Below are 23,585 nucleotides of genomic sequence, written 5' to 3' on the forward strand. Positions count from 1 at the left end.
AAATCCGGAATCCTTGAATCAAGCCGGATTTCAGACAACGTTCCCGTTTTGTCTCATCCCGATAGGGAGTTTACGGGGTTCCTCAAATTTTAACCGGAGTGAAAATTCTTAAAGATTCATTTTTCGAAACATCCAGAAACACAATCCGAGAAAAAGTCCGGGTGTGATCCAAACTCCAACGAAGGGAGGAATAACGCCGTTTTCGCCGAGCGATTTTCCCGCGGAATTGAAGATATAATAGATCAACACGACTCCGATCGTGATTCCGAGAGACGCGACTCCCGCCGTCTTCTTCGTAAAATATCCCGCAATGGTTCCGATGAGCGTAACGATGATCGTCATCATCGGCAAAGCAAACACGGAATGTTTTTCCGTGAGAACATCTCCGTAGGAAAGACCTTTTTGAATTCTTCTTTTTTCCTCTTCTCCGAGTTGAAAGAGATTCATTTCCTCCACGGAACCCGCCGGAACCTTAAAGTAAGTCGGGTCTTCGGGAAGTTCGTATTCCTTTTCGTCGAACGATTCTTGGGAGGATAACTTAAGGTCGTTGTCGAAATGCCATTCTTCGACCTTCTTCATCTTCCAAAGTCTCGTATCATAGTTATACTTTGCCTTTAAGGAAGAGATTACGGTTTCGGGAGAACCGTCGGGTCGAAGACGGATGTAATTGAAGCCGCCGTTGATTTCGTCCTTATCGGGATCGTAGAAGTATAAATAATAAAATCCCTCTTTTCCTTTTACGTGAAACTGATAAACGCTGTTGGCGAGAGTTCCCATCCCTTCGGTGAGAGTATCGTGTTCTATCTTGGCGAGTTTGTTCACCGGTCTTACGATGAACTCCGTTCCGAGCAACATAACGATCCACATTAAAATTCCGAAGATAATGAGAGGCGCGACGATTCTAAAAAAAGAAACACCGGCGGCCATCATGGATACGAGTTCCTTGTTTACGGAAAATTGACCCACGGTGAAACAGATCGAGAACATCAAGGACATCGATACGACCGTGGTCGAGATGATCTTAGGCAGACTGTAGATTAAAAATAATGCGACATGATAACGCGGAGCCTTGGTGGCCGTGAAGTTCCGCATGTTGTCGTTTACAAGAGAAAGCAACATAATGCCCGTGAGAAGAATCACGGTTCCGATAAAGATCTTAAAAAATTCTCCGAATAAATATCGGTCTAAGAGTTTCGGCGGAAAAAATTCTTCCTTCCATTTGCGGAAGAAGGATCGGATCGAATCCGGATTGAGTTGAATCGAAGGTGTTTTCATTCTTTTTCGAATTCTCGAACCATTCTCGCAGAGTTCCCGCAATTGACAAGATCGTTTAAATAGAAACCGAAACCGCAGGACGCCCTTGCCCGGATGGTTTCTCTTTTTGGAGAAGATTCCTTTTTCCGTATTTCCGACCGGTAAATTCGAACGGATGGAAGGAGTTCCCCCGCAGATTTGAGTCGAATGGAACGACACGCGCGTTTCGGTGTCGTTTACAAAGCGAATCGGGTCCTATCGAAAAACCGCAAAACTCGTGAGATACAAGGCTCCGCCTATGATTCCCGCAGCAACCGCAAACCGAAGAATTCCCGGAACCAATCCGTCCGCGGTTTGAAACCGATCCCAAAGATCCAAACGGGTTTGTAGTTTTCGCTCCTGACCCGGAATCAAAGTCGGATATTCTGGAACCGCTTTCGAAGGCGGAGGGGCGGATTCCAATTTCGTTTTCGGATTCCGGATTTTTTCCGCGATCTTCGCTTCCGCGAGAAGAAGTTTTTCGAGGCTCGCTTGTTTTAGCGCGTAAAGCGCGTCGATCGCCTCGTTGATCCAAGAATCGACCACTTCCAGCCACTGCTGCATATTGTCTTCGGTCGCACGGGTGAATTTGAATTCGCTGAACGCTGAATTCCAGTCCTTCAATTCCAAGCGCTCTAGAAGTTCGGAATCCAATATTATGTTTTGCTTATGATTGTGCACGGCTGCGATCGCGTCGTAGACTTGATTGCCCGCCGATACGAGACGGATCAATTCTTGACCGCTCACGTGCCGATCCGCCGTTACGACCGCATACACGTTGTTCAACAACGCCCTGCTGTCCTCGATATTCTCCATTGAGTGAACCGCGTAGTGAAGCAAGTCCATCAAGCCGCGCAGATACTCGGGCCATCCTTGGCCGATCTGTTCCGCCGCTTTGAGATGGGCCGTTCTGCATTTTTGATCGTGTGCAAAAACTTCCGCTTGCAGTTCGTTACAATCCTTTTCCAAACTTTCGATGGCCGAGGGAAGTTCCTTTTTTTTGAGTTCCGTTCCGCGAAAGCGGATGATTCCGTCGGGAGGAGTGTAGAATCCTTCCTTGAGCGCGGTGAGAAGATTTTTTTCCTTTTCGAGAGAGCGGAGCTTCTCCAGTTGTTCCGTTAAATTCGGCGGATACAATTCGTTCAAGGCTTCGGAAACGGAATCGATCTTCGTTTCGTAAAATTTATCGGGAGATGACGCATAACGTGCAAAGGATCTTCCCAAATACGCGCCTCTATAACGGCTGTTTAGATATTCCTTTTCGTAGAATTGATCGACCGCGTTCAGGATTTCCGCGTCCTTACTCAGTTCCGTTTCGTAACGGGAAAGAAGCCGATCCGTGAATTTTTCACGAAGAGAATCCGCGTCGTCGAACACGAGCCAGCTGCTTCTATCGTCGAGCAAAGCGGGAACGTATCTCTTTTTCGCGTTCGCTTCCCGTTCATGATTGTATGGGTGGGTCGCCCACATTCTCGGAGGTTGAGCGATCTCGGACGTAAAGATGCGATGTCCTTGCGGATTTTCCGAAGGCAGCGCGGGAACTCTTCCGTAATTCGGATTGTTCCAGAGATTTCTAGACTTATCAATGATTTTGGAATGAACCGGAAAAATATCCTTGGCCGCTTTCCCCAAACGAACCTGATCGACAAGAAATCCCTGCGTCGTTTCCCATGCTTCGTCCGCCGCTTGCAGTTTATGAAGCGCGTGAATCAATGCGTCGCTTCCTGTGACCGAAACCGCTACGAGGTCCGCTTGGAATTCCATTTCTCTGGAAAGCGCTCTTTGTGCTAATACGACAAGATTGAAAAAGGATTCCAGAGCGGACCGCAAGGACCAAATGATTAAGCGAAGCGACCAACCGATCCAAGCGACCCGAATGTCGAATCTCGAAACCGAACGAAGAAAATCATCAAGCGCGTCCCTTCTTCCGATCAAATGCGCCGCGATCTGCTGCGCGATGTAAACCCAATTTCCCACGGCCATGCTGCGTTGCGCGAAATGTCCGAATTCGTGTGCGAGAACGGCTTTGAGTTCGCTGATGCTCAGTACGTTTACGAGCGCGAGTCCGATCTCCAGATTCTTCTTGGAAGGGAAGAAAAAATTGAGCATCGATAAATCGTAAAATACGCACGCGTTGACTCTCGGGGAAAGAAATACTCGATGAGGACGGGGCGCTCCGGTTTCGTCCGCTAAACGATATAGGAAGTGAAACAGTTGGGGCTGGTCTTCGGATGTGATTTCGTATTCTTCCTCCATGTTTCCTTTTTTTACGAAGAATAAGGCCTTGATCATAAACAAGGCGATCAGCCCGGAACCGATTCCCGCGATCCAGGAATAAATTCCCGCTCCGTCTTCGTCCAATCCGTGTCGAATCAAGGAATACGACGACCAAGCGAACCATCCGCTTAATGCGAGATATACGAGAAGAAAAAGAATCAGACCGATTACGGTCAGCCAAAGATTTCGTTTGTGAGCCCGGTTCAATTCGGTAAGATCCGAAGGAATATTCGCGGGGCTTGCGGGGTATAAGTGATCCATAACAACGTCCTTGAATTCGAGGATTTTGCGATTGTTTGTTCTATCGGTCAAGGTTGAAACGAGAGACACAAAACGAAAAGAACCGGCTAAAACCCGCGCGGAAGAAGGTGAATATTTGGATTGACGCTTTCGTTTCACCGCGCGATTCTTCCGAAGGAAAGGAGTCACTCATGAAATTTCGTTCTATTCTTGCTATTGCGTTCGCGGTTTCTTTTACAACCGGCGCTCTGTTTGCCGAAAAATCCACGGAAGAACATATCAAATCCCTTTCTTCCGGTTCCGATTCCGAAAAATACGAATCGGCGGTTGCGCTCGGAAAGAATAAGGAAAAATCCGCGATTCCGGAACTCATCAATCTTCTCAACCGCAACAACGAACCGAAGGTTGCTTCGGCGGCAGCGATCGCTTTGGGAAGAATCGCAGAGCCGGGCGACGCGACCATCGCACTGAAGAATAAAATTATTTCCTCCGAAAACGGGGACATCGTTTACGCTTCTCTCGCTTCTCTTTTAAATATCACGACAAAAAACGAAAAAGTCGAAGATTCCACGAAAGAAGCCTTCGAATACGCGGATAAGAATCGCAGAGGAGACGAGTTTGTTTCCGATTTTCTGGATCTTATCAAGAAGAAGTTAAAACTCTAATTTCCTAAAAGACCTTGTTGACTCCTCCGGAAATCAGCCGGTATTCCCGGAACATTCTTCTGGATGAAGTAAAACGAAAGGGTCAAGAAACCCTCAAGTCCTCCCGAGTGACCGTGATCGGCGCCGGGGGGTTGGGTTCTCCCGCTCTCTATTATCTCGCCGCGGCGGGAATCGGAAAGATCCGAGTCTTGGATTCCGATACGATCGACACCACAAATCTGCAAAGACAAATTCTGTTTAAACATTCGGAAATCGGTCTTTCCAAATCGGAAACGGCCAAACATAGAATCGAAGAATTGAATCCGTACATCGAGATCGAATCGTTTTCAGTTCGTTTGAATCCGGAGAATGCGGAAGAGCTTCTGAAAAACAGCGATTTGGTTTTGGAAGGTTCGGATAATTTCGAAACTAAGTTTCTTACAAACGACGTATGTTGTTCTTTGAAGATTCCTCTTTTAATCGCGGGAATTCTCCGTTTTGACGGAATGGTTTTGGGAATTCGTCCGGGCATCGATCCTTGTTACCGCTGTATTTATGAAACTCTTCCTCCGGCGAACGCGATCCCGAGTTGTTCGGAAGCGGGTGTGATCGGAAGTATTGCCGGAATCATCGGAAGCATTCAGGCGACCGAAGCCGTAAAATTTTTACTCGGACTTACCGCTTCGGAATCTCCCGGGGTTTTCGGTTCCATGCTTCAGCTCGAATCGAAGTCCATGGAATTTCATAAGGTTTCTCTGATCAAACGGAACGACTGCAAGGCTTGTTCGCATCTATGAGTAAAAAAGAATATTCTAAAATGGAAAAAGGATATCTCGAACAATCGGATATTCTGAAGGAATTTCAAACGCTTCCCGGAGTCGGGAAATCGATCGCAATGGATTATTGGAATCTCGGTTTTAGAAGTCTGGACGAGATCGGTTCGGCGGACCCCGAAAAATTATACGTTCGCTGCTGCGATCTTCACGGAGGAACCGTGGATCGTTGTATGCTTTACGTTTTTCGATGCGCTCACTACGCGTTGAATACGAAAAAGCCGAACGCCGAAAAACTCAAGTGGTGGAACTGGAAGGATTCCGGAAAACCTCAAAAATCGAAACGATAATTCCCGCCGATTTGAAAATACGTCAGAACGGTTTTCGAGTCGTACAACATCGGAATCAAAATTCTCGGCCCGAAAATCTTTAATCCGATCTGATCGCTACCTCCTTCGTTGTCCGTGATATATCCCGTTTGCAGTTTGTTTTTGAGCGTCATATTGCTCGCTTCCGCAAATAGGCTGAAGTTGCCGACGATCCTCGCGGAAAGTTTGAGATTGACTTCGGTTCCAGTTGATTTCCACCAATAATCCAAACCGGTTTGATTGAGACGGATCGTGGAAGAAGAGGACGAGCTGGGGTCCATTCTATATTCGTAATTTTGCAAACTGGAAGGGCTCGACATGCTGAGATGAAGCAGTTGTCCCTGAAACGTATATCGTTCCAAAAACTTGAACTCGAAACCGATACCGTAACTAATCCCTTTTTGAGATTGGGCATATTCGCGAAAGCTAATGCGACTCGGATTGATACCGCTCGCGGTCGTCTGGCCGAAGCTATCCACTTCCTGACTGGTCTTGGACCAAATTCTTTCCACGCCTCCGAGTATCTGCAAATCCAGAACCGGATGAGGATACGGGGTAAAACCGAAACGAGAGGACACCTTTTGGAATTTCGTGTTCGCGTCGCCTACGATGAGGTTCGCCGTTCTTTCGCCGGAACTCGAAGAGCCGCCGCCCGTTCCGAAAGCCAACGTTTGAATCCCGCTGACGTCTATGTTTCCTTTCGCCTCGGTTCCTCTCAGCTCTACCGTAAAACGGTTCCATGCGTATTTAAGTCGCGTCGTCGAACTCTTGTTAGTCGTCGTAAACGGGTCCATGAGAATCTCGGCCTGACCGGAACTGCTGAACAGCAAACCCGCGTAGGAAATCGTTTGATAAAAAGGACGAAGTTCGGTCTGTTCCTTGCCGCTTCCGGCTCCGAAGGAAGCTTCGAGATAATGTCTTTTGGAAGCCGAAAGTTCCTGTTCCCTTTTTTTGGCCTTTTCCTCTTTCGTTTTTTGTTTTTCCGATTCCGTCTTTTGCTTTTCGGCGAGTTCGGCCGCTTCTTTCTTTTGTTTCTCCGCAAGCTCGGCGGCCTCTTTCGCTTTCTTTTCTTCCTCGCTTACTTGCGGTTCCTTTTTCGTCGTAGCATCCTGAATTTTTGCGAAAGAGATTTTTCGGATCGTTGATTTCGGAAGAACCTTTACAGTTCCGTCTTCGAGTTTGAATGTCACCGATTCCTTATCCTGGCTCACGATATGCCCCTCCATCTTTTCGCCGGACTTTAAAAGAAGGGTTTCGCTTCGCAGCGAAAAAGAAAAAAGAAGAATGATAATTATAACATAGGAAATAAATTTTTTCATAAGCCTTTCGATCTGAAACACGATAACGGGAATGTTAACACACCGATGAAATCCTGCAATTCGATTTAAAATTCTTAAGATTAAATTCGATGGAAAAGAATCGGATTTTCTTACGAAAGAAATTCGGAATTTATGCTTTTGGAAACGTAGAATCCTTTCGGAAAAGAGATTACAACTGTAATATAAACGAAACTTTAAGAGTTGGGATTCCAATTATAGATCGGATCTCTTTTGAAAGAAAGTTTTATGATGACGCTCGTTACTCGAGTGAACCGGGTTCCCGGAAAAAAGTTCGAACGTTCGTTAGGCGATTTTGTTTTTTAAGAAAGAGATCAGCTTCTCTTCTTTGTCGAGTTTGCTTTCCAAAAGAAGAATTTTCAGATTCTCCGGAGGTCTCGAAATCTTAATCAGATCCTTTTCCGTACAAACCAGATAGTCGTTGTCTTTCGAAATCGTATCGAGCGCGTTTTCGTCTTCCAACGTATACGAATGGTGATCGCGGAACGCTCTCGTTTCCAACTCCAACGGTTGAAACTTGCGGATCATCGAAAAGAAAACTTCCGGATTTCCGATTCCCGTAAAGGCATACACCTTCCTACCGTAAAAGATTTTCGGAGAATCCAACTGCAGATCGGGCGATAACAACTTATCCGGTTCGGAAGTAAAACGCAGAATTCCCTGAGGAAATTTTTTCTGAATGTTCTGAACGATTCTTTCCACCGAAGGTTCGTATTTCGAGAATACGATCCAATCCGCCCTTGTAAGAGAGGAAATCGGTTCACGAAGATTTCCGGCGGGGATTAGAAAACGTTCGCGATGAATCCTGCTCGAATCCAATAAAACCATATCCACGTCTCGTTCCAATACGTGATGTTGAAATCCGTCGTCCAAAATTACGATCGGGTTTTCCTCCATCTTCAATTCTTTTTTAAAACGAAGATAGGACGCGTATCGATCCCTTCCGATCCACACTTCCGCGAACGGAAGATGTTTTTTTAAAAGAAGAGGTTCGTCTCCCGCTTCTCTCGGAGTCGATTGTATGGTGACTCGATATCCGCTCTTCGATCCGGTCGCGCCGTATCCGCGGGACAACAGCACGATTTTTTTTTCCGGGAACTCGCGATGAATCAATTTTGCAAGATAAATGGAGAAGGGGGTTTTACCCGTTCCGCCCATGGAAAGATTTCCCACGCTGATTACGAACGCACCGGGAAGTTTTTTCTTTTCCGTAAATTTCCGATCCAACAAAAAAATTCCGCGATAGACGAACGAAAGCGCGTATAGAATCGGGAATAGAACGACTTGCAAGAGCGAAAGGGGAGTAAAGGATTTCATGAGAGAATTATAATTTTCTTATGTTAGAAGGTTTCGGAGGATTCTACGAACTGGATGTCGTAGAGTTTTTTGTATTTGCCGTCGAGTTGGATCAGCTCCGCGTGTGTTCCCGATTCCACGATTCTTCCGTTTTCCATCGTAAAAATACGGTTCGCGATTTGAACGGTGGAAAGTCTGTGCGCGATGATGATTACGGTTCTGTTTTTGTAAAGGGATTCGAGGGCTTGTTGAACCAGTCGTTCCGATTCAGTGTCGAGTGCGGAAGTCGCCTCGTCCAAGATCAAAATTTCCGGATCGAGCAATAAGGCACGGGCGATCGCGATTCTTTGTCTTTGACCGCCCGAAAGCATCACGCCTCGTTCGCCCACGATTGTGTCGAAACCTTCCTCCATGGAAAGAATGAAGTCCATCGCAAAGGCTTGTTCGCAAGCGGCGTGAAGTCGATCCTCCGAAACGTTCGAGTTTCCGTAACAGATGTTTTCCCGAATCGTTCCGTTGAATAAAAAAACCTGCTGCGATACGATTCCAATTCTTTTGCGGAGATTGCTCAGATCCATTTCCCGAAGATCGATTCCGTCGACGGTGATGCTTCCTTCCTGAGGATCGATCAATCTCGGAACAAGATCGACTAACGTGGACTTTCCCGCCCCCGATGCGCCCACGAGTGCGATCGTTTCTCCTTTCGGGATTTCGAGATTGATTTCCTGGATCGCGGGGTTTTTCGCGCCCGGATACGTGAAGGTCACATTGTTAAACGAAATGCCTTTTTCGATTCTTTTTAGGATTTTAGGATTCGAGGGATTTCGAATGTCGGTTTCCTGATCCAGAAGTTCGAACACCCGATCCCCGGCGGAGATCGCGCTTTGGATCGAGTTGGACAACATGCTCATCTGCTTGAACGGTCGCATTAAAAAAATGAGCGTTAAAAAGAACGCCATAAACATCCCGCGGGAGAACGTTCCGTCTTCCATCAGATACGCGCCGAAGCTCAAAAAAATCACGGCTACGATCGAGCTGAACAATTCCGTAAGGGAAGGTCCGACTTGATGATAAAAATGTCCTTTGAAAGTTTTGTCCGAAAGATCTTGGTTGAATTCCCAGAAACGTTTCGCCTCCGCCTTTTCCATCGAGAACGCGCGGATCACACGGATTCCGGAAATGACTTCCTGAAGATGTCCGTTTAACGAGGACAGACGTTCCTGTTGGTTTCGGGTCGCCCTGCGGATCTTATCGGCGAATGCGGAAACGGGGCCCATCACGATCGGAACGATGATGAACACGGCAAGAAACATCTTCCAGCTCAGATAAAGAAGAAGAAGCAAATGCGTGACGATGTAAAAGAAATCCGTGATCGCGTCCTTCAAATCCGAACTGATCAGTTTACCGAGAACTTCCACGTCGTTGATGATTCTACTCATCAGGATTCCCGTTTTTTCCTGAACGAAGTGATTGAGAGGAAGAGTTTGCGCCTTTGCGTACAGTTCAGCCCGCAAATCCCGGATCGCCAGATAACCGGCCGAGTTGATACAATAAACCGCCGCAGCGAGAAAGATGAGCTTCAAAAGATATACGGGAAAAACGATAAAACAAAACAGAAGAACGAGTTCATCGTGACTCATCTTCTTCAGCGAAGAGTTCAGTTGCACTTTCCAGTGAGCGAGCTGCAGTTCGATGGATTCCACACTCGTAAAAGAATGTTTCTCTTCGTAACGCTGGATCAGGGCTTTGTCTTTTTTGGTAAGGGAAATTTCGAAATTCGTTTTTTCTCCCGTGCCAAGAGAATCGAAAATCGGAATCAAAGAAGTAAGAGAAGCTCCGTTCAGAACCGATACGAGAAAAGAAAGTACGATACCCGAAATCAATCTGTATTTGTACTTGAAGGAATACTTTAGGAGCCGTTTATAGATGTTCATTGGACAGGTTTAGTCTTTTGAATACTTCTCTACCCTTTTTTGCAGGAATCGTTGTTTTGTCCCTTCTTTTTTCCGGTTGCGGTTTGCAGGAGGAAGACCCCGAGGAATTGATTCTTTCTTTGCCTTCCGATCCGATCAGTTTGGATCCGCTCTTTTCCACCGATTTATCTTCGCGCACTTTGGGAAAATTCTTATATCCGTTTCTATTTCAAAAAACGCCGGAAGGAAATCCGGCTTATCAACTCGTGGAATCGCATCAATTAACGGGCAAGGGAGAAGTTCGTTCTCTCAAACTCAAACTGATATCGCATCGATTGACGAACGGTGAAGAATTGAGCGCTTCGCAAGTCAAAGATTCTTTGGATCGACTTAAGAATACTCCCGGTCCGCGACGAAATCAATACGCGTTCCTAAAAGAAATCAACGCGACCGGTGAAAAGGAAATCGAACTGAAAATCACGGGCGGATTGCGGCAAGCGGTCGACGCATTGTCCTTGCCGCCCGCTGCGATCGTATGCTGTAAATTTTCCGAAACGGGGAGTTTGGTGGCGGAGTCGCTTGAAACATTAGAAAAAAAGAATATATCCGAATCTGCGAAAGCGGGTAGATATATTCTCAAAGAATGGAAAAAGAACAATTACATTCTTCTTGAAAAAAATCCTTCCGTAACCGAAGACCTTCCGAAAAAGATCCGTTTGCGGATATTGGCTTCCGCGTCCACCGGCGTGTTTCTTTTTTCCAAAGGAAGAATGGATCTGATGCGTCTTCCGAATTTTCTATTAAAAAATCCTCATATTCAAAAAGAAAATCTCCGTTTTCGAAAAGGATCGGGCGTGCAATACGTCGCGATCAACGCGAACGAACCTTGTTTCGACGTGAACTTTAGAAAAGCCTTAAATACCGCCGTCAATCGTCATCTCGTCATCGAAAAACTTCTGGAAGGTAACGCAGATCCAACGTTCGGTCCGGTTCCGCCGGTAAACATTTTGCAGACAAAGATGCAGGAGATCGTCGGCGCGAATCCGGAGTTTTCGGCGATTCAAAGTCATTCTCCGGAAAAGGCGAAAGAATATCTGAAAAAGTCCTCTTGTTATCCGAACATTCTGGAAAGAGAAATCGATTTTAGAATGCGGGGCGACGACGAAAACAATGCGAACGGTTTGGCCTTGGCGGGTTTTTTAAAAGAACTCGGACTCAAGGTGAAAATCCGCCCGATGGAAAAGGCCGTTTTGTATAAGGAGAATGGAGAGGGCAAAGGGGATCTGACGTTGCTTTTTTGGTACGCCGATTTGCCGGGCGCTTGGAACTTTATCGATCCTTTGTTTTCGGGAAAGGATAAGGGGAACGGGGGAAACCGAGCGCACTATGAAAACAAGGAACTCGAACTTCTTTTTACGAAGGCGAGAAGTTCTGATTCTTTGAATCTTGAAACGGAAACCACCAAGGCCTTGCGGATTCTTTTGAGAGAATATCCTTGGATTTTTCTTTGGTCGCCGTATGAGACTTTTCTAATATCCGAAAAAGCGAAACGGTATCCTAGTTTGGCGGAATATCTTTAGTCGGCGGAAGTTCGAGTTCGACCGAATCTCCGTCTCCTTCTTCCGCTTGGGGAAGAATCGTCCGATCGTTGGTCGCGGTTCCTCCTTCCGGGGCGGTCGTTTCCGGTGTTGCGGCAGAGGTTCCCGCGGGAGGCGCGGGTTGTTCTCCGATATAATAATACTGTCCGTATAAAGGATAGGTGCAGGGAACGGAAGAATGAAGAAGACTTCCCGTGTCGCCGCACACGTCCACTTTCACAAAATCGCCGTTAAACGGTTTGATGAGCGTTTCCGAAAAACCGATGTTTCTAGCGATATAATTTGCGTAACGAAACCAGATGTTTCCGCTGATTGCGGAACCGGAGCCTTCGAACGGAGCGCCCACGTCGTTTCCGATCCACACGGTCGTTACTAAGTCGGGGTTGACTCCCGCAAACCAAGCGTCCCGGACCCCTTTGCGGCTTCCCCATTTTTTACGCGCTTCCTTAGGAGATTGAACCGTTCCCGTTTTGCCGCCCATCGGAAACGAATCCTCCGCTTTGAGGCGGAGCTTCATCGTTCCTTGTTCGCTCAACACGCCTTCCAAAAGATTGATCGTTTCCGCGCACGCGACCGGATCGAGGATTTGAATCGCCTCGTTCGGATCTTTTAAAGGGGCGGAAAACATTTCGCTTCCTTCCATATCCGTAATTCTTAATATCTGAACCGGCGTTACTTTCTTTCCTCCGTTCGCGATCGTCGAGTAGATCAGCGCCAGTTCCATCGGAGATAATTCTCCCGAACCGAGAGCCAGAGAAAGATTGGGTTGGAATCTTTTTTCCAGAGTTGTCTTGTCTATGTCCAAGATCATCGCGATCTTTTCGAGAAATTCGCTCACTCCGAATTCGTTTAACAATTTCACGGCGATCGTATTGATCGACTGTGCGAACGCGATTCTCGCGGTGACTTCTCCCTTGTAACCTTTGTACCAGTTTTTCGGCGAATATCCGCGTATGTTGATCTCCTCGTCCATGACCTTGGAGGAAGGAGTGATGATTCTGTTTTCGAACGCGATCGCGTAGACAAGGGCTTTGATCGTGGAACCGGGTTGTCTTACCGCGGAAACCGCCCGGTTGAGCCTGAATATATTAGAAATTTTGTAACTGCCGACCATCGCTTCGATATAACCGTTTCCGGGATTGATCGAAATCAGCGAACCGTTCATATTGTCGATGATGGATTGTTGGATTCTCGCTTCTTCCGAATCGCCTTTTTTCGCGTATGCGGCTTTGACGTCGGTCAGCTTTTTGCGTACGGACTCGATCCCTTCGCGCAAAGACTTTTCCGCAGCGTCCTGTTTGTCGTAATCCAAAGTCGTGTAGACGTTCATTCCTCTGGTTTCGATATCGATCTCGGAAAACGTATCGAGGATATGTTGACGGATTCCGTAATTGAAATCGGGCGCGAGATTGACTGTAAAGTCTTTGTCGAATCCGTATCTAGCGATCTCGGAGGCGTAGAATTCCTTCTCTCCGTCTTTCGTGATCTCGACCTTATAAAAGGATTTGAACGATTTCAGATTTGCGTCGATCTTCTTCGCAAAATTCTTATCGATGCTGGACGGATTCGGATGAAGTTGCGTGTTCTCTGACATCGGAACCATCACGAGCCTCTGCCGTTTGAGAGCCGTCTTTAAACTGCGGACAGGATTGTAATTGGAAGGAGCGGGAATGATACCCACGAGCATCGCGGCTTCGGCCGGGGTTAATTCCGCCGCGGCCTTGTTGAAGTAATAACGGCTCGCTTCTTCGACTCCAGTGTTTCCTTCTCCCAAAAAGATCCGATTGAGATACATCGAAAGGATCGTGTTCTTGTCGAACTGACTTTCGAGATAAAACGTACAGTAGAATTCCGTAATCTTGTTGAATATGTTTCTCGCTCCGAGATCGAGAGTCAGCTTTGCAAGCTGTTGTGTGATCGTCGAACCACCTTGTTTTTGAAACGTGGTCAGGTTGATGAGAATCGCGCGCAAAAGCGCGGTGTAGTTGATTCCGTGATGATTGTAAAATTCCCGGTCTTCGGACGAGAGAAGTGCCCAAACGATGTTGCCGTGTTCCTTGAGATTATCCGTGCGGATCGGTTTGAACTTTCTTCTCGAGAATTCCCCGATCAATTTTCCGTTTCGATCCAGGATTCGAATCGGACGGATCTGGCTGATTTCGTAATAATTCGTGACTTCGTTTTTGAACTTATCGAGATTGGAAACGACCTCGTCTTTTTTAGTAAGCCAAACGACGTAAGAACCTCCGATTAAAAACGAGGCGATCGCGATCGCGGCGATCGTCGCATAACGGAGAATTTGCCTCCAGTGAGCTTTGGAAAAGAGGAAAAGTTTACGAACGGTTTCTTGGATTGAACTTAGAAGGGAGAATACTTTCTCGTTGCCGGATGTCATCATTTCCTCTTATCGAATCGGATCTCAGAGAAAGACAATAGAAACCGTGGAAACTTTGTAAAGTATTAGAAAACGTTCCGAATAGAATCCTGTAAGATTTTAAAACGTTCTTCCCGTTGCGGATTTTTAAAATGTCAATCCGAATTCGCATCGAAAGAGTTGTGGGAACTCCCACAAAATCGGGTTTTTAGAAAGGTTGACTCCGGTTTTGCGTTATTTGGAAAGAACTTATTTTTAAATCGCGAATTTTCCCCAAAATCATTTCTTCTTGAGAATTGTGAAATTCACTCTTCGATTCCTTTTGCGTCCTTCTTCCGAATCGTTTTTGGCGAGAGGCATCTCGTCTCCGAAACCGCGCGTTTGGATTCTTGCCGCGGGAATCGAATGTTTTTGGGAAAGATATGCCGCGACCGCCTTGGCGCGTTTTTCGGAAAGAAGGCGATTGTCCTTTTTTTTGCCGACGTTGTCCGTATGTCCTTCGATCTGAATTTCGATCTCGGGATTTTCTTTGATGATTTCGGCGAGACGATCGAGTTCCGGCGCGGATTCGGGAGCGATTTGAACGCTCTTGGATTCGAAGAATAAATTATTGATCTGAATTGTTCCACGTTCCCGGATCGGTGGAAGTTGCAGAAGAACCTCCACCTTTTCGGAAGTTTTCTTTTTGGAACTCAGGTTCAAATTTTGGGAAACGGGAAGATATCCCTTCTTCTGAGCGTAAAAACCGTAGTTCTCTCCGAAGGGGAGAATGATCGAGAAATTCCCCGTGGAAGGATCGCTCTTTGCGCTACCGATTTTCTCATGAGACTTTAAAGATTCGTAATGTATGTCCGCTGACAAAGGATTTCCGTCCGTGTCCACGACCTTGCCTTCGACGACGACCACAGTTTCCGGACGCATTTCTTTCGGAAGATACGCCATAAACAACTGGCCTTCTTTACTGATATAAGCCCAATCGCTGTTGGCCGGAATCGAAAAGAAGTTCACACCTTTCAGGTTTTCCGAAACTTCCACGGGTTTGGTCCATTGATCCCAACCGTCTCCGAGCCTTCTCGTCATATAAATCGAAAGACCTTTGTGCCCGTCGCTGGAAAAATACAGAGTTCGATCGTCGCTCGCCAAGAACGGGGCCATCTCTTCGTGGTCGGAATTGATGACTTCTCCGAGATTCGTTCCCAAAGGAAACGTTCCGTCGCTTAACATTTTACTCGCGTAAAGATCGAGTTTGCCTTTCGAATCTTTGTGCTGGGAGGAATAGATCAGAATTCTTCCCGAAGAGGAAAGTGTGGAACCGCCGAACACTTCCTGGCTGGAATCGTTTTTCTTGCGGTAGAGATTGTAAAAATCAGGAAATTTTAATATACTCGGCTTGGACCAGGAATCCTTCTCCTTAAAACTTTTATACAAAGGAACTCTTCTCGTGATCTGTTTCGTCTTCTCGTCGTAGTCGTTTCTGAGTTCTTCGATTTTTTTGCGGTATTCGTTCGAGTTCTTGGAGGAACGCGCGGCCGATTCTCCCTTCGCTTCGAATTCCTTTTCGAGTTCGTCCAAAAGTTCTTTTTCGCCGAACGTCCCGAAGACGAAGAGCTCGTTACCGCCGGGCAACGCGGAGATGACCGCGGAAGGCATTTCGTTGTTGAGAGGAGCGCTCATTTCTTTTCCGTCTTCCCAAAACCCTCTGTCGTCGAGTTTGGAATACCAGATCTTCTGCGTTCCGGAACGGCCGCGTTTGATGTAAGCCGTCCAAAAAAGATATTTCCCGTCCGGAGAGGCCGTCGGATTGAATGCGAATATATTATGATTTACGTAATCGGGAATTTTTTTGATCGTCCAAGGTTTGAGTTCCTTCGTATCGAGAAAGGGATAGATTTCGTAACGGATCGGATTGCAGGTTGCACCCTTCATACCGCAGAGAATCCGCACCGTCTTATCGTTGAGTTTGGAAAGTTCGGAAGTGATTTCGTTGGATTCGATCGGGACGTATGCGTTTTCGGTTGCGAGTAATTTTCCGAACTGAAGGATCTTACCGATCAATAACTGATCGCCGCTTCCGAAGTGCGATTGTTTCCGAGTCGAAAGATTTTCGGCGACTGCAAGACTCCGACCCGTTCGGGATAGATGCCTATCTTCTGCCTGTAGTTCCGTTAAAAACGGAAAACTCAAAATCAAAGGAAGGATGGCCTGAAGTTTAGAACGCATACGATATAAACTTCGGAAGAATTTCAAAAGTCCTTAATTCTCCTTTTTCTTGGCAAAAAACCCTATCTTGAAAATCATGGTCATGATTCTCCCCTGGCAGGTATTCTCAGATGATCAGCACTTCCGGATTAACCCTAAACTTTGGTAAAAAAATTCTTTTTGAGAACGTTTCGGTTAAGTTTAAGGAGAATTGCAGATACGGTTTGATCGGAGCGAACGGTTCGGGTAAGTCCACGTTCATGAAAATTCTTGCGGGATTGGAACAGGCCGCAAACGGCGCGGTTTCCATCGACGCAGGATTGAAGCTCGGATATTTGAAACAGGATCATTACGAATACGAAAACGAAACGGTTCTCAACACCGTGATTATGGGGAACAAGGAACTCTGGGAAGTTTCCCAGGAGCGGGACGCGATTTACGCGAAACCCGAGATGTCCGACGAGGACGGAATGCGTGTTTCCGAACTTGAGGAAAAATATGGAGAACTCGGAGGTTACGAAGCGGAAAGCACCGCGGGCGAACTTCTCGAAGGTTTAGGGATTCCCACCACAAGTCATACCCAGACTCTCGCATTTTTAACCGGTGGTTTTAAACTTCGGGTATTATTGGCCCAGGTTTTATTTCAAAAACCGGACATTCTTCTTTTGGACGAGCCTACCAACCACTTGGATATCAAGACGATTCACTGGCTGGAAGAATTCTTAACGAACTACCGCGGCGTCGTCATCGTTATCTCTCACGACCGTCACTTTATCAATTCGATCGCGACTCATATCGCCGATTTGGACTATCAATCCTTGACCATCTATCCGGGCAACTACGACGACTTTATGGAAGCGTCCACGATGGCCCGCGAACGTCTGTTAGACGAGAACAAACGCAAGAAGGAAAAGATCGCCGAACTTCAGGACTTCGTAAACCGATTCAGCGCAAACGCGAGTAAATCAAAACAAGCGACTTCCAGACAGAAACAAATCGAAAAGATCAAACTCGACGACGTTAAACCTTCTTCCAGGGTTTCTCCTTATATTCGTTTTAAAATGAAGAAGCCTCTCGGTAAGGACGTAATTCTTGCGGATAATATTTCTAAATCCTACGACCGTCCTATCTTTAAGGATTTTACGATCAATATCACCAAAGGGGAGAAGATCGCGATCATCGGAACCAACGGAGTCGGAAAGACCACCTTGTTGAAAACGCTGATGAAACAGATCGAGCCCGATACCGGCAAAGTAACGATGGGAGAATCCGTGACCGCTTCCATCTTTCCTCAGGATCACAGGGAAGGTATATTAGAAGACGCTGATACGATTGTGGAATGGTTGTATCGTTACGCCGATCCGGGAACGGAAATGGAAGAGATCCGGGCGATTTTGGGAAGAATGTTGTTCAGCGGCGATATGGCCAAAAAACCGACCAGCGTTCTTTCCGGAGGAGAAAAATCCAGGATCATCATCGGAAGAATGATTATGACCGGAGACAATCTACTCGCGCTCGACGAACCGACCAATCACTTGGATTTGGAAACGATCGAAGCGCTGAATTACGCTTTGTCCATCTTCGAAGGAACCGTAATCTTCGTTTCACACGACCGCGAGTTCGTATCTTCCTTGGCGACTCGGGTGATCGAGGTTTCCACCGAAGGAATCCGCGATTTCAAAGGATCTTACGAGGACTTCTTGGAACGAGAAGGTGCGGAATTCTACAAACGTTTATCCGGCGGTCCTGTTCTGGCTGAAAGTTGAGGAAGAGGGGTGAAAACGTAAGAATTTTTATATTGAGTTTGTCCCAAAATAGTAAAATGTGGGAACTCCCAAGTTTGCAACGAGAGTATCGGTTCTCAAATTTTATAGCAAGTTTATTTTCAAATGTTTCGTTTCCACTTTCCAAAATCTTCTTTTATTCCATTTATAACATGCAAAAAATATAAATTACGTTTTTCGTGATTTTATAGATCGTTCTGTTTAGATTCGGATTCTCCGAAATTTTTTTTTAAAAATAGATTTGATTTCCTTTTGAATTCAAATAAAAAATTTTCGTATAAAAATTCTAAAATAAATTCAAAATTTTGAATCTACCGATGCCTTCCGAGAACCGTTTCCGATTAGAGACAGTTTTTTTGCTTGCTCAATTATTTTCTCGGGAGTAATTTATGATCATGCCAACGCTAATTCGAAAATTTCCTAAACGTTTGGGTGAGCTTTTGGGTCCTGATGGGATCGTAGAGTTTGTGGGTTTTCTCAATCGTTTCATTGCAAAAAGCCAGTCGAACGCAGTTGAGTTGGCGACGGATCGTTTCGAGCGTCGTCTTTCCGAGGAAACCGGTAAACTTCGTTTGGAAATGTCCGAATTAAAATCCGAATTGCGATCGGAATTTATGGATTTGAAAACGGATTTCGCGGATCATCGTGCCGATGTTAAATCTGAAATTTCGGAAATTCACAAAGCTATTTCCATTCAAACAAAATGGATTTTGGCCGCGGTTTTGGGATCGGCTGGAATCTTTTCCATGATCGTAAAATTCTAATCAATTCGATTACGATTTAGTTTTTAAGAATGTAAGTAGTTTCTCCAAAGCTTTTCTTCGATGCGAAACGGAATTCTTGTCGGATTCCGAAACCTGCGAAAACGGTTTTCGAAACGGCGGATAAATAAAAACGGGATCATAACCGAAACCGTATATTCCAATCGTATCATATTCTTCCGCGATGGTTCCTTCGCATTTCCCTTCGAAGATTTGTTCGATCGTATCGTCCACATAGGCGATCGCGCAGGAATAATGCGCGCTGCGGTTCGTGTTTCCTTTGAGTTTTTCCAATAGAAGCAGTGCGCGGCCTTTGTCGTCCAAACCCGGTCCTCCGAATCGCGCGGAATAGACTCCGGGTTCTCCGTTTAACGCGGAAACGCAGATTCCCGAATCGTCCGCGATCGAAGGAAGTTTGGTGATTCGATGGAGTTCTCTTGCTTTGATGAGAGCGTTTTCCGCAAACGTAACGCCGGTTTCTTCTGCGTCAAAAGAAACGTTCAAATCCTTAGGTGTAAGGATTTGAACTCCCAGCTCCGTAAGAATGAAGCCGACTTCTTTTACTTTATGCGAATTGTTTGTGGCGAGGGCGAGTTGTTTCAAAAAACGATCAGCGATTCAATTTGAATTCGTCGAAAGCGTCTTCGATATTCGGGACAACCTTGAAGACCTTATCCAACATCGTGATCTCAAAAAGCTGCAGCAAATCCTCGTCGTTGACCACGATGATGATATCGCCTTCGGCGCTTTTGAATTTCTTTTTGTAAGAAACAATGATGCCTAACGCGGTGGAGCAGATATGATTCACTTCGGTGAGGTCGATGATGATCTTCGGACTCGGATCGAAATTGTGTTCACTCAGATTTCGGTCCAATTCTTCGCTGTCGGATTGAAGAATGGATCCTGCAATTTTAATGATATGAATATCGTCTTGTACGGTTATTTCCATGGCGTCCCGTTACTTCTGTGGCTGTTTGAATTTGGTTTTTCAACAAAAAAACAGGACCGGAACGGGATTTTTGACGTCTTTTTCGAGGATTCCTCAGTTTTCTATGTCGCTTGCACAAAGAATTTTCGCTTTTTCTTCCGAAGCTTCGTTTCGTTCGGGTTTCATTCCGAAAAACGGATCTTTCCAGCTTTCAATGACTTCTTCTTTCGTGCGTTCTTTGGTCGGAATTACGGCGCTCAAAAAATAAAAGAGAAGAATTTTCCCGAATTTGTGATTCGATCCTTGAATCTTTCGGATTGGTTGGAGCATCAAGAATGGGAAAAAAGATCGGATATATTACACTTGGGATTTTATTCTTATTAGTTTTGTCCTATTGGGCAGGTCAAGGCCCGAAGGTTGCGATTCCTAAGGACACGAAACCGGGCGCTGAATTCGTTTTTCCGGGAGAAGAGCAAACGACGGCGGATACGCTAGCACTTTTGATTTCTTCCCTTAAGGAAAAATATCCGCAAGGCAGCGAAGCGAAAAGGGACGCACATCCGTTCGCACACGGTTGCGTGAAAGCGAAGTTTACCGTCGCCTCCTCCGTTCCGGAGGATTTGAAATTTGGAATATTCAATTTTCCTAAAACATATTCCGCGTGGGTGCGTTTTTCGAACGGTTCCATCACGAAAAAACCCGACTTTGAAGGGGATATCCGCGGGATGGGAATCAAACTCACGGGAGTGGACGGTCCGAAACTCGCCTCCGACGAAAAACGGACGCAGGATTTTTTACTCATCAATCATCCGGTTCTTCCGGTCGGAGCGCCGGACGAATATCTCGCATTGTTCAAAGCGGCGTTCGCAAAAAAGCCGATGTCGTATTTTTTCGGAGGAATGCCTTGGAATTGGAAGCTGAGCGCTTTGAAAGAATCGATTTCGATTCGTAGAAAAAAGATTCCCGATGTTTTGGAAATTCGTTATTGGAGTACGACTCCGTATCGTCTGGGAAAGGATTCCGCCGCGGTGAAGTATTCCGCAAGACCTTGCGAAACGAAAGAATTAAAAGTTCCCGAAAATCCTGCGGAGAATTATCTGCGTCAGACGATGGTTTCCCATTTGAAGGAGAGGTCCGCTTGTTTCGAATTTATGATTCAGAAACAAGGAGATCCGATTTCTATGCCCGTCGAAGATCCTGCCGTTCACTGGAATGAAAGCGATTCTCCCTTTGTGCCCGTCGCCAAGATAGAAATTCCGGTTCAAGAATTCGCAACGGACCAACAGGATCGTTTTTGCGAGAATCTTTCCTTCAATCCTTGGCATTCTCTCGAAGAACACAAACCTTTGGGAGGAATCAACCGCGTTAGAAAACTTGCGTACGAATCGATCGCAAAATACAGACACGAGCAAAACGCGGTAAAACACGTGGAGCCGGCGGAATAAAATGAAATATCGAATCAAAACCTCGTTTTCTTTTTTTCAAAAGAACCTTCTTCTTAGAATAAGCGCGGCCGCGTTCGTTTGTTGTTTGTTCGCATTAGCAAATCCATTATTCGCACAAACGCAAGGCGGCTATTACGCTTTGGTTTATTCCAAATCGGGAGTGATCGGTTCCATCGAATTCAACGGTATGACGATCGTTCCCGAATCGGGAACGGAAGACGTAAGCGGTCAAATCGATTTGAACGTTTGGATTCTCCCCGGCGTGAATCAAATCAAAGTCAAAGGAATCCGCAAAAGAAAAGAGGACGAGTTTGCGCCCAAGATAAAAGCCGTTCTCTACCTCGCGCAAAAAGGCCAATTCCCGGACGAAGGGCAGAGAATCGCCGGTTTCGAATGGGAAGAAGGAGAAGGCAAACCGGCTCTTCCGATCGAACAGGAAGTTACGTTTACTCCCGCGGAAGTTCCTCCCTCCGAACTCTGGAAGATCGCCGAAGAGATTCAACTGACCGACGAGGATAAACAAAAGATCCAAAAGGTCGTCGGAGATCTGTATGAAGGTTTTCAGAAGAAGGATGAGAAAAAACTTTTTGACTTAATGGAATTTCGAACGAAAGAGTTCGCACGTGCGAGATATTATTCTCCGGAAGACGATATCAAGGATTTGAAAAAGGGAATCCGGAGTATCCTCAAAACCATCGGCGGAAAATTGGACAAACTCGAATTGAACGAACTTCAATACCGGTTGATCTCGGATAAGAAGGTCGTCGTCGTTACGTTGAAATCCGGAAAGAGTCCGATCGAAAACAAAAAGAAAGGATTCTCCGTTCCTTTGCATCTTTCCAAAGTTAAAGGAGAATGGATTCTTTCGCGTTAAGCAATGTTTGGCAGTTCGATGCTTCTGTTTCTAAATGTCGGTTTAATATCCCGAATTATAAGTCGAAGAGGAGGTTTTTTCGGTTGAATCTCTTAGATCTTGACATTCGGAAAAGAGTAGATTAGATTTTCTTTATGGACGTGAAAACACCTTTGCAGCAGATTTTCTTTTGGTTTCGGAGTTCTCTTACGGTTCGGATTATCGGAATCGGTATTTTGGCTCTTTTGCTTTTGATTCCTTCGTTTATGGTTTCGAATTTGATCCAAGAACGGGAACAAACGCGAAACGCGGCCGAGGAGGAAGTCACTTCGAAGTGGGGCGGATATCAAGTGATCGGCGGTCCGATCGTTTCCGTTCCTTTTTACGATTCGATCAAAAATGATCGCGGAGAATCGGAACGGATTCTGCGTTATGCGCACTTCCTTCCCGAAGACTTGCAGATTACGGGAACGGTAAAACCGGAAAAAAGATACAGAGGAATTTATATCGTTCCTTTGTATCAGGCCGAGTTGAAGATCAACGGAAGTTTTTCCGCTCTCGATCGACATTCGCTTCCGATTTCCAACCGGGATCTGCTATGGTCCGACGCGTTTCTTTCTCTCGGCATCAGCGACGTGAAAGGAATCCGTGAAAAGATTTCGATTCAACTCGGGGGCGACACGAAAGAGATGGGACCAGGCACGAGAACGAACGACGTATTCGGTTCAGGGGTAAACGTAAAACATTCCTGGGATCCGAGTCGTTCCAAAACATTCTCCTTAAAACTTTCGTTTAACGGAAGTAAGGAATTGTATTTTCTGCCGATGGCAAAAGAAACGAAGGTGAACATCGATTCTCCTTGGCAAACTCCGTCGTTCGAAGGTGATTTTTTACCCGATTTTCGCGACATCACGAGTTCCGGTTTTAAAGCGAACTGGAAAGTGTTGGAATTGAATCGGAATTATCCTCAGGATTTTATCGGGGACTCGGAATCCGGTCAAGTCAACGGTTATCGCTTCGGAGTTCGCTTCCTTTTACCGGTCGACGAATATCACAAGACGATCCGTTCCTCCAAATACAGCGAACTCTTTCTTCTTTTGACTTTTATCACGTATTTTTTTATCGAAGTGTATAAAAAGGTCAGGCTTCACTTCATCCAATATTTGCTTTTGGGATTTGCGGTATTGTTGTTCTATATTATGCTTTTATCATTGACGGAACACATTCCGTTCAACGTTTCCTACTGGATCGCAAGTTCTTTGATTCTCGCGTTGGTGACTTTATATTCCCGCGCTTTTTTCAAGGGAGAATCTGTCTTTCTTGTGGCGGGAGGAACGGTCTTTGCGTTTTATCTATTCTTCTTCGCCTTGCTTCAGCTTGAAGACTTCGCGTTGCTTGTGGGAACGTTCGGCTTGTTTATCCTTCTCGCGATCGCGATGTATTTTACGCGGAGAATTCAGGAGTTGGAATCGGACAAGGATTCTCAATCGTAGATTTTTAAT

General features: G+C 45.9%; 19 protein-coding genes. 9 read left to right on the forward strand and 10 right to left on the reverse strand.

The window, feature by feature from the left end:
* Positions 1 to 108: 108 nt before the first annotated feature.
* Together LFX17_RS02365 and LFX17_RS02370 are read right to left on the reverse strand one after the other, a co-directional pair.
* Positions 109 to 1,275: an LptF/LptG family permease gene (locus LFX17_RS02365; protein WP_238728699.1), complete on the reverse strand. Its 1,167-nt coding sequence runs from the start codon at positions 1,273 to 1,275 to the stop codon at positions 109 to 111.
* A gap of 234 nt (positions 1,276 to 1,509) precedes the next feature.
* Positions 1,510 to 3,831 carry a M48 family metallopeptidase gene (locus LFX17_RS02370; protein ID WP_238744806.1) on the reverse strand — a complete coding sequence of 774 codons (2,322 nt, stop codon included), beginning with the start codon at positions 3,829 to 3,831 and terminating at the stop codon, positions 1,510 to 1,512.
* A gap of 170 nt (positions 3,832 to 4,001) precedes the next feature.
* Between LFX17_RS02370 and LFX17_RS02375 the strand changes: the two genes are divergently transcribed.
* From LFX17_RS02375 to LFX17_RS02385, 3 genes are read left to right on the forward strand one after another with little or no spacing between them, the layout of a single operon-like run.
* On the forward strand, positions 4,002 to 4,475 hold the full coding sequence (locus tag LFX17_RS02375; protein ID WP_238728701.1) for a HEAT repeat domain-containing protein: 474 nt from the start codon (positions 4,002 to 4,004) through the stop codon (positions 4,473 to 4,475).
* A 14-nt stretch (positions 4,476 to 4,489) separates the two neighbouring features.
* Complete coding sequence (locus LFX17_RS02380) at positions 4,490 to 5,251, forward strand: HesA/MoeB/ThiF family protein (protein ID WP_238744808.1); 762 nt, start codon at positions 4,490 to 4,492, stop codon at positions 5,249 to 5,251.
* Complete coding sequence (locus LFX17_RS02385; protein ID WP_238744810.1) at positions 5,248 to 5,577, forward strand: helix-hairpin-helix domain-containing protein; 330 nt, start codon at positions 5,248 to 5,250, stop codon at positions 5,575 to 5,577. Before LFX17_RS02380 ends, LFX17_RS02385 begins: the two co-directional genes overlap by 4 nt.
* Here the strand turns inward: LFX17_RS02385 and LFX17_RS02390 are convergent.
* The 3 genes from LFX17_RS02390 to LFX17_RS02400 form a co-directional block, all read right to left on the reverse strand.
* Positions 5,559 to 6,914: an LA_0442/LA_0875 N-terminal domain-containing protein gene (locus LFX17_RS02390; protein ID WP_238744812.1), complete on the reverse strand. Its 1,356-nt coding sequence runs from the start codon at positions 6,912 to 6,914 to the stop codon at positions 5,559 to 5,561. The genes LFX17_RS02385 and LFX17_RS02390 overlap by 19 nt on opposite strands.
* A 303-nt stretch (positions 6,915 to 7,217) precedes the next feature.
* Complete coding sequence (gene lpxK, locus LFX17_RS02395; protein ID WP_238728705.1) at positions 7,218 to 8,249, reverse strand: tetraacyldisaccharide 4'-kinase; 1,032 nt, start codon at positions 8,247 to 8,249, stop codon at positions 7,218 to 7,220.
* Positions 8,250 to 8,272: 23 nt separating this feature from the next.
* Entirely contained in the window at positions 8,273 to 10,162 is a 1,890-nt protein-coding gene (locus LFX17_RS02400) for an ABC transporter ATP-binding protein (protein WP_238744814.1), read from the reverse strand.
* On the opposite strand from LFX17_RS02400, the gene LFX17_RS02405 reads away from it, so the two are divergent.
* Positions 10,162 to 11,721: an ABC transporter substrate-binding protein gene (locus LFX17_RS02405; RefSeq protein ID WP_238744816.1), complete on the forward strand. Its 1,560-nt coding sequence runs from the start codon at positions 10,162 to 10,164 to the stop codon at positions 11,719 to 11,721. The genes LFX17_RS02400 and LFX17_RS02405 overlap by 1 nt on opposite strands.
* On the opposite strand, the gene LFX17_RS02410 is transcribed toward LFX17_RS02405, so the two are convergent.
* Both LFX17_RS02410 and LFX17_RS02415 read right to left on the reverse strand, forming a co-directional pair.
* Positions 11,699 to 14,134 (reverse strand): transglycosylase domain-containing protein, encoded by a 2,436-nt coding sequence (locus LFX17_RS02410; protein ID WP_238747632.1) that lies wholly within the window; start codon positions 14,132 to 14,134, stop codon positions 11,699 to 11,701. The two genes, LFX17_RS02405 and LFX17_RS02410, sit on opposite strands and share 23 nt — an antisense overlap.
* A gap of 258 nt (positions 14,135 to 14,392) precedes the next feature.
* Positions 14,393 to 16,333 (reverse strand): OmpA family protein, encoded by a 1,941-nt coding sequence (locus LFX17_RS02415; RefSeq protein ID WP_238744818.1) that lies wholly within the window; start codon positions 16,331 to 16,333, stop codon positions 14,393 to 14,395.
* A gap of 110 nt (positions 16,334 to 16,443) precedes the next feature.
* Between LFX17_RS02415 and LFX17_RS02420 the strand changes: the two genes are divergently transcribed.
* On the forward strand, positions 16,444 to 18,078 hold the full coding sequence (locus tag LFX17_RS02420) for an ABC-F family ATPase (RefSeq protein WP_238728709.1): 1,635 nt from the start codon (positions 16,444 to 16,446) through the stop codon (positions 18,076 to 18,078).
* A gap of 413 nt (positions 18,079 to 18,491) precedes the next feature.
* Entirely contained in the window at positions 18,492 to 18,860 is a 369-nt protein-coding gene (locus LFX17_RS02425; RefSeq protein ID WP_238731476.1) for an LA_3696 family protein, read from the forward strand.
* 9 nt (positions 18,861 to 18,869) lie between these two features.
* On the opposite strand, the gene rdgB is transcribed toward LFX17_RS02425, so the two are convergent.
* The 3 genes from rdgB to LFX17_RS02440 form a co-directional block, all read right to left on the reverse strand.
* Positions 18,870 to 19,460 carry an RdgB/HAM1 family non-canonical purine NTP pyrophosphatase gene (gene rdgB / locus LFX17_RS02430; RefSeq protein ID WP_238744820.1) on the reverse strand — a complete coding sequence of 197 codons (591 nt, stop codon included), beginning with the start codon at positions 19,458 to 19,460 and terminating at the stop codon, positions 18,870 to 18,872.
* A 7-nt stretch (positions 19,461 to 19,467) separates the two neighbouring features.
* Positions 19,468 to 19,806, reverse strand: coding sequence for an STAS domain-containing protein (locus tag LFX17_RS02435; RefSeq protein WP_010572667.1), 339 nt, complete (start codon positions 19,804 to 19,806; stop codon positions 19,468 to 19,470).
* A 93-nt stretch (positions 19,807 to 19,899) separates the two neighbouring features.
* Positions 19,900 to 20,118: a hypothetical protein gene (locus LFX17_RS02440; protein ID WP_238728711.1), complete on the reverse strand. Its 219-nt coding sequence runs from the start codon at positions 20,116 to 20,118 to the stop codon at positions 19,900 to 19,902.
* A 2-nt stretch (positions 20,119 to 20,120) separates the two neighbouring features.
* On the opposite strand from LFX17_RS02440, the gene LFX17_RS02445 reads away from it, so the two are divergent.
* The 3 genes from LFX17_RS02445 to creD all read left to right on the forward strand — a co-directional run bounded on the left by LFX17_RS02445 (position 20,121) and on the right by creD (position 23,576).
* Positions 20,121 to 21,230: a catalase family protein gene (locus tag LFX17_RS02445; protein WP_238744822.1), complete on the forward strand. Its 1,110-nt coding sequence runs from the start codon at positions 20,121 to 20,123 to the stop codon at positions 21,228 to 21,230.
* Between the two features lies 1 nt (position 21,231).
* Positions 21,232 to 22,104: a hypothetical protein gene (locus LFX17_RS02450; protein WP_319941223.1), complete on the forward strand. Its 873-nt coding sequence runs from the start codon at positions 21,232 to 21,234 to the stop codon at positions 22,102 to 22,104.
* Between the two features lie 134 nt (positions 22,105 to 22,238).
* Positions 22,239 to 23,576 carry a cell envelope integrity protein CreD gene (gene creD / locus LFX17_RS02455; RefSeq protein WP_238728713.1) on the forward strand — a complete coding sequence of 446 codons (1,338 nt, stop codon included), beginning with the start codon at positions 22,239 to 22,241 and terminating at the stop codon, positions 23,574 to 23,576.
* Positions 23,577 to 23,585 lie beyond the last annotated feature (9 nt).

Origin of the sequence: Leptospira sanjuanensis, from assembly GCF_022267375.1 — a bacterium.
GTDB lineage: Bacteria > Spirochaetota > Leptospiria > Leptospirales > Leptospiraceae > Leptospira > Leptospira sanjuanensis.